This is a genomic window from Candidatus Cloacimonadota bacterium (genome assembly GCA_020532355.1).
Taxonomy (GTDB): Bacteria; Cloacimonadota; Cloacimonadia; order Cloacimonadales; family Cloacimonadaceae; genus UBA5456.
This window is the reverse complement of record JAJBBD010000174.1, coordinates 1-4,539: the sequence shown is the minus strand read 5'-3', so window position 1 is coordinate 4,539 and position 4,539 is coordinate 1. Positions and strand designations below refer to the sequence as shown.

Sequence of the window (4,539 nt, the reverse complement as noted above, 5' to 3'; positions counted from 1 at the left end):
TTGAAGAAGCGTTCAATCACCTTCGCCTTGGCATTGTAGCTCTTGGCGAATACGGCATTGATCCCCAGCCGGGGGAAGATACCGCAGAGTTCAGTCTCCAGATCATGCTCTTCCCAGTGTTCGTGGAAGAGCTTACTCTTGAAGGCCCTGCCATTATCGAGATAGACGATCTTGGGCAAGGCTCCCCAGTTGAGGAAGCCGTTTCGGAAGGCTACCTGGATGTGATGGCTATCTTCAGTGAAGGCAAGCGAGGCACCCACCGGATATCTGGATGCCCAGTCGAAGACCATGATCATGGTCATGCGTTGCGCTTTCCCGGTCTTGGGATTCATAATATCAAAGGCGAGAGTATGACCATCGGCTACCCATACATCGCCTACATTAAGGAGGCTGGCATCCCTGATGATCGTCTTGACGATGCTCTCGGCTACTGCCTTGCTGCCTTTACGAGCTTGCACCCAGATAGCCTGGTTATTGGTAACCCAGTCATTGCACCATCTTCTTAAGGTTGGCTCACTGGCATTGGATTCCAGGATTCCCTTCCGGGCAGCGTCTTTCAAGCTGCCTACCGCAGTGGAGATCTTGATGTTGTTGGGATTGAGCAGCAGGTTGAGCAGGTAGTTCTGTTCGATGAAGCTGACCTTGCGTCCCCGGCTTTGATTCTTGCTCTTATGCAGCAGACAGTACATATCGTGGTTATTACTCAGATAGCGCTCCAGCCAGATGCGCAGCGAGCGTTCACTGCGTTTGCCCACCAGTTGGTATAGCTCCGGGATCAGGTTCTTGCTGTTGAAGTCTGCCGTAATCTGCTGCCACTCTTCTACCCGGGACTTACATTGTTCCAATCGATAAAGGACAGTAGAACAGAACTGACCATAGAGCCTGGCTTCGTTCTCATACTTATATGGTATATAGTCCGGAGGACTGAGATCGATGTAATCATCATCCAGCCGTTCCTTGAAGTCCGGACCCTTTACTGGGATCGGCTTCTCGATACTGCTTTCAGTCTCCCATACGATAGTTTGTTTATCGTTATCTGTCTCGTCATCGGCACCCGGCATCTCAGTCGGTATCACCATGGTTGTGGTTTGCGTAGTTGAAGCTGCTTCCGACTCCGGCCCCGGCTTGCCCATAATGACTGTATTATAGAACTGGGCATATTCGGATGATGTTACACTATAGAAGCTCATCTGATCCTCCCGGCTCGTCACCTACAGGCGCATAACCATAAATCAAGGCACTGACTACCTGCATGCCGTCGATCTCAATCTCGGCTTCTACGAACTCGCTCGGTGTGACAAGATTCATGTCACAGTGAGCAGTCTCCAGTTCATAGAGTTCCGGGTTAGTCAGCACGAAGCTCTTATTGACGCTCCGGCTCCCGGACTTCACAAACTGCTTATGCGTCTTCAACTGCATATCTGAAATGTAACGCCAGACAGTCCTCTTGGAACAGCCCTTCAGTTCAGCCACCCGTTCTACGGTGAGCCAGACTGCTTTGATCTTTCTCTTGCTCATACTCAATCTCAATATATAGATGCCACTTTGAATCACCGTCGCTGTGACAGACCTGGCTCGTTTTGATGTCACACCGAGCAAATCTACCTTTGTCACACCGACGCTCGGTGTGACACGCTTCTTACACATTCTGGTTAATAGACTTAACTGCTCTCGTCCCCGATTGGGCTTCGGTGTGACACGTGTCACACCGAGTTTTTTGTCACACCGTGACATTTTCTGCCCCCTTGCTTGCTGCTTGTAAGTGCTTGCTTTCATAAGCACCTCCCTTATTTGGTTATTGGTCTCTACGTTACTGCACTGCAATAACTTGGGAAGTCCTTTCTGCAAAAAGGGGCACTTTAGTTTTTTCCTGAGCAGTGGCGGAGCCAAACGGAGTGATCGAGGATAAGGATAATCGCTTACAGGTTGAAATACCGAATACTTACATCCCGCAAGGTGCTCCCAACTACATGGCCTTCATGGTTCGAGGCAGCAGTATGAAGCCGCAGATCATGAATGACGATATAGTGTTGATATATAAGACATCTGAATGGGATAAGGTGGAAAACCTGGTCTGTGCCGTCCGGGTCGATGGAGGCATCACTCTCAAACGTGTAAAGTTTGATCATACAAAGAGAAGCCTGTTGCTGGAGCCCATCAATATAGACTACCCGACTCTTATATTAGACCATGATCAGACTAGAGACGTTTACCTGCTCGGCACACTTGCTGTCCAGTTGCGAGTTTACGTTTAGGGGCTAATTCACTGTAAAACATGGATTTCCGAAAGCAGTCCAAAAACAGCGCAAATTTGCAGAAACGGTGATCAGAAAACGTCCAAATACGTCCAAAGCTCGGTGTGACACAGTCTAAAACCAGTCCAATATAAGTCCGCACCAATCAAAGCCTTATCCCCATTTGTCACACCGACGCCCATTTGCAGTTTTGGGTGACTCTTTATAGTGATTCATCCAGTTCATCCAGTTCATCCAGTATTAATCCAGTATTGAACGCAGGCATTCACGCAAACGAAATTGATTCAGCCAGAGAAGTCAGGATAAAATCACCCGCTGTGTGACCCTTATGCAGATAACCGTATTTGTCGGTGCTGACCACACGCAGTTCAGTACTGCCGCTGCTTGTGAAAAGGGCAAATATCGGCTGAGTGTCGAAGCATTCAACCCTGGTCCAGGGTACAATATCCGGCAAATCCGGTTTAGTAGAATGTTTCTGACAAGCTGATAGAAAAATCAGGAGAATGAACAAGACTGTTCTGAAACGTTTCAATATTTTCACCTAACGGGTTTTACAAATTTTAGTTACATGGCTTGTGCCATATTGGTAGCGCAGCAGATATATCCCCTTGGGACAGGGTTTTCCCCCGCTGTTTTTACCGTCCCATACAGTTTCATCTTTAGTCAGTTTCAGAGAGCGTATCAACTGACCATTGATATTGAAGATGTTTAGTTTGTTTTCAGCGGCTGGAGACAAATCGTCCTGGTTGATCTTGATGGTGATTTCATCTTTCATCGGGTTTGGATATGCGGAAATGATGTTTAGCGGAGGAGCCTGGACCTCATCATCTATTGGCAATTGTCCATTGGGCAAGAGCTTGGTGATTACCTGTGCTCCTCTATTGCCCCAAGCCCAATAGATGCATCCTTCGTCGTCGAGCGCAAGTATCCCCGGCGATGGGGAATAAATGCCCGCCTCCCAAGGCATGGCGTGGCAGATGTTATCTCCTTCTTGCTCCCATGACCGGTTGATTGCTCCATCATAGTTCATACTTAGTAAAACCCCAGCTCCATAAGTCCCAGCATATCTCGAATAACCGCATAGATAGATATTATCCGTCCCAAGTATCATTGAATTTATATCTTGCAGATAAGTGTTAGCTATGGTAAAGAGAGGCTCAAATTCTGTGTTTTCAAATCTATCGATGTGAATGCTATAATCAGGATACGCGCCCATTCGATAAGCTATAATGTATGATGGCTTGTTAGGCTCTGGGCATATAACAATATTAAAAGATTGATTCTCTCCAGGTATGTCATACTGATTAACTATAGTGCCATCCGGCTGAGTTTCCAGTATAGAGCCATTATAGGGGGCAAATCTACAGGCAATCAGGATATTGCCATTATCCATCAGAGCCAGATCATAAGCTTCTGCATTCAGACCAGGAAGGCTCTCTTGCAAAATTGGCCAGAGAGCTGTGGTTAAAACTTCTCCCGTGGCTGAAAAGCGGACATATATTGCAGATGATGTCTGAGGATTATAACCTTGGAATACCTTGCCCACAGCTACAATTTCATTGTTTGGAGTGCGCAGCGCCTTATTGATGGCTATTACCTTGTTGGGAAAACTAACCGCATCAGCTATGGGAGCGGTCACCCCATCACTATCCACACTCATCAATAGAATATTGTTGTAACTATATCTGCTCATATAGGTCACAGTATCCTCTGCGTCAATATCTACTCCAATAATTGAATGATAATCAGTCCAGGGCATAAAGAACAGATTCCCCGCTGGATCCAGTTTGATAATTACCGAGTCATGAAACCATAATCTGGAAGGATTGTACGAGTCCATACTATCATACTCCCCTATTGTCACCACACTTTTATCGGAGCATAAAAAAATGGAATTGGATGCAAAGTATTCAGAAAACTCAGAGACTGGCTCCATAGAAAATACGTAGCCGCTCTGGGAATATGCAAATCCGCATATTAGCACGATAAGCATAGTGAAAATCACTCTTTTTATATCAAACATCTTGCTTACTCCTTTCTCTTTTAGCTTTCGTTTACTCTTAGAGCTATTCATGTTTTTTGAAGACCACCTCTCGGCAGGTCTTTGCCACACACTATATATGTTTAAAGCTGATCTCAAGCATTATTGTCAAGCACTTGCATAGTTGGCATTCCCCCATTTTACGAGAGTCTGATGATGGGCTGGTCGGGGTTTGCTATCTGAAATGCCGTCCCTACAGGACTCTATAACCTTGTGTAGCTGTAGGTTGCTATCTAAAATGCC

5 protein-coding genes are annotated in these 4,539 nt (G+C 46.2%); 1 reads left to right on the top strand and 4 read right to left on the bottom strand.

Annotation, left to right across the window (positions count from 1 at the left end):
- Positions 1 to 1,190: transposase family protein (locus LHW48_06430; GenBank protein ID MCB5260095.1), on the bottom strand; the 1,190-nt coding region annotated here is incomplete at its 3' end.
- Positions 1,177 to 1,518, bottom strand: a complete 342-nt coding sequence (locus tag LHW48_06425; GenBank protein MCB5260094.1) for a helix-turn-helix domain-containing protein — start codon at positions 1,516 to 1,518, stop codon at positions 1,177 to 1,179. The genes LHW48_06430 and LHW48_06425, both read right to left, overlap by 14 nt.
- Positions 1,519 to 1,877: 359 nt before the next feature.
- Here LHW48_06425 and LHW48_06420 point away from each other — a divergent pair, with 359 nt between their 5' ends.
- On the top strand, positions 1,878 to 2,255 hold the full coding sequence (locus LHW48_06420) for a S24 family peptidase (protein MCB5260093.1): 378 nt from the start codon (positions 1,878 to 1,880) through the stop codon (positions 2,253 to 2,255).
- A gap of 265 nt (positions 2,256 to 2,520) precedes the next feature.
- Here LHW48_06420 and LHW48_06415 read toward each other — a convergent pair whose 3' ends face one another.
- Positions 2,521 to 2,787, bottom strand: coding sequence for a hypothetical protein (locus LHW48_06415; protein ID MCB5260092.1), 267 nt, complete (start codon positions 2,785 to 2,787; stop codon positions 2,521 to 2,523).
- Positions 2,788 to 2,796: 9 nt separating this feature from the next.
- Positions 2,797 to 4,278 (bottom strand): T9SS type A sorting domain-containing protein, encoded by a 1,482-nt coding sequence (locus LHW48_06410; protein ID MCB5260091.1) that lies wholly within the window; start codon positions 4,276 to 4,278, stop codon positions 2,797 to 2,799.
- Between the last annotated feature and the right edge of the window lie 261 nt (positions 4,279 to 4,539).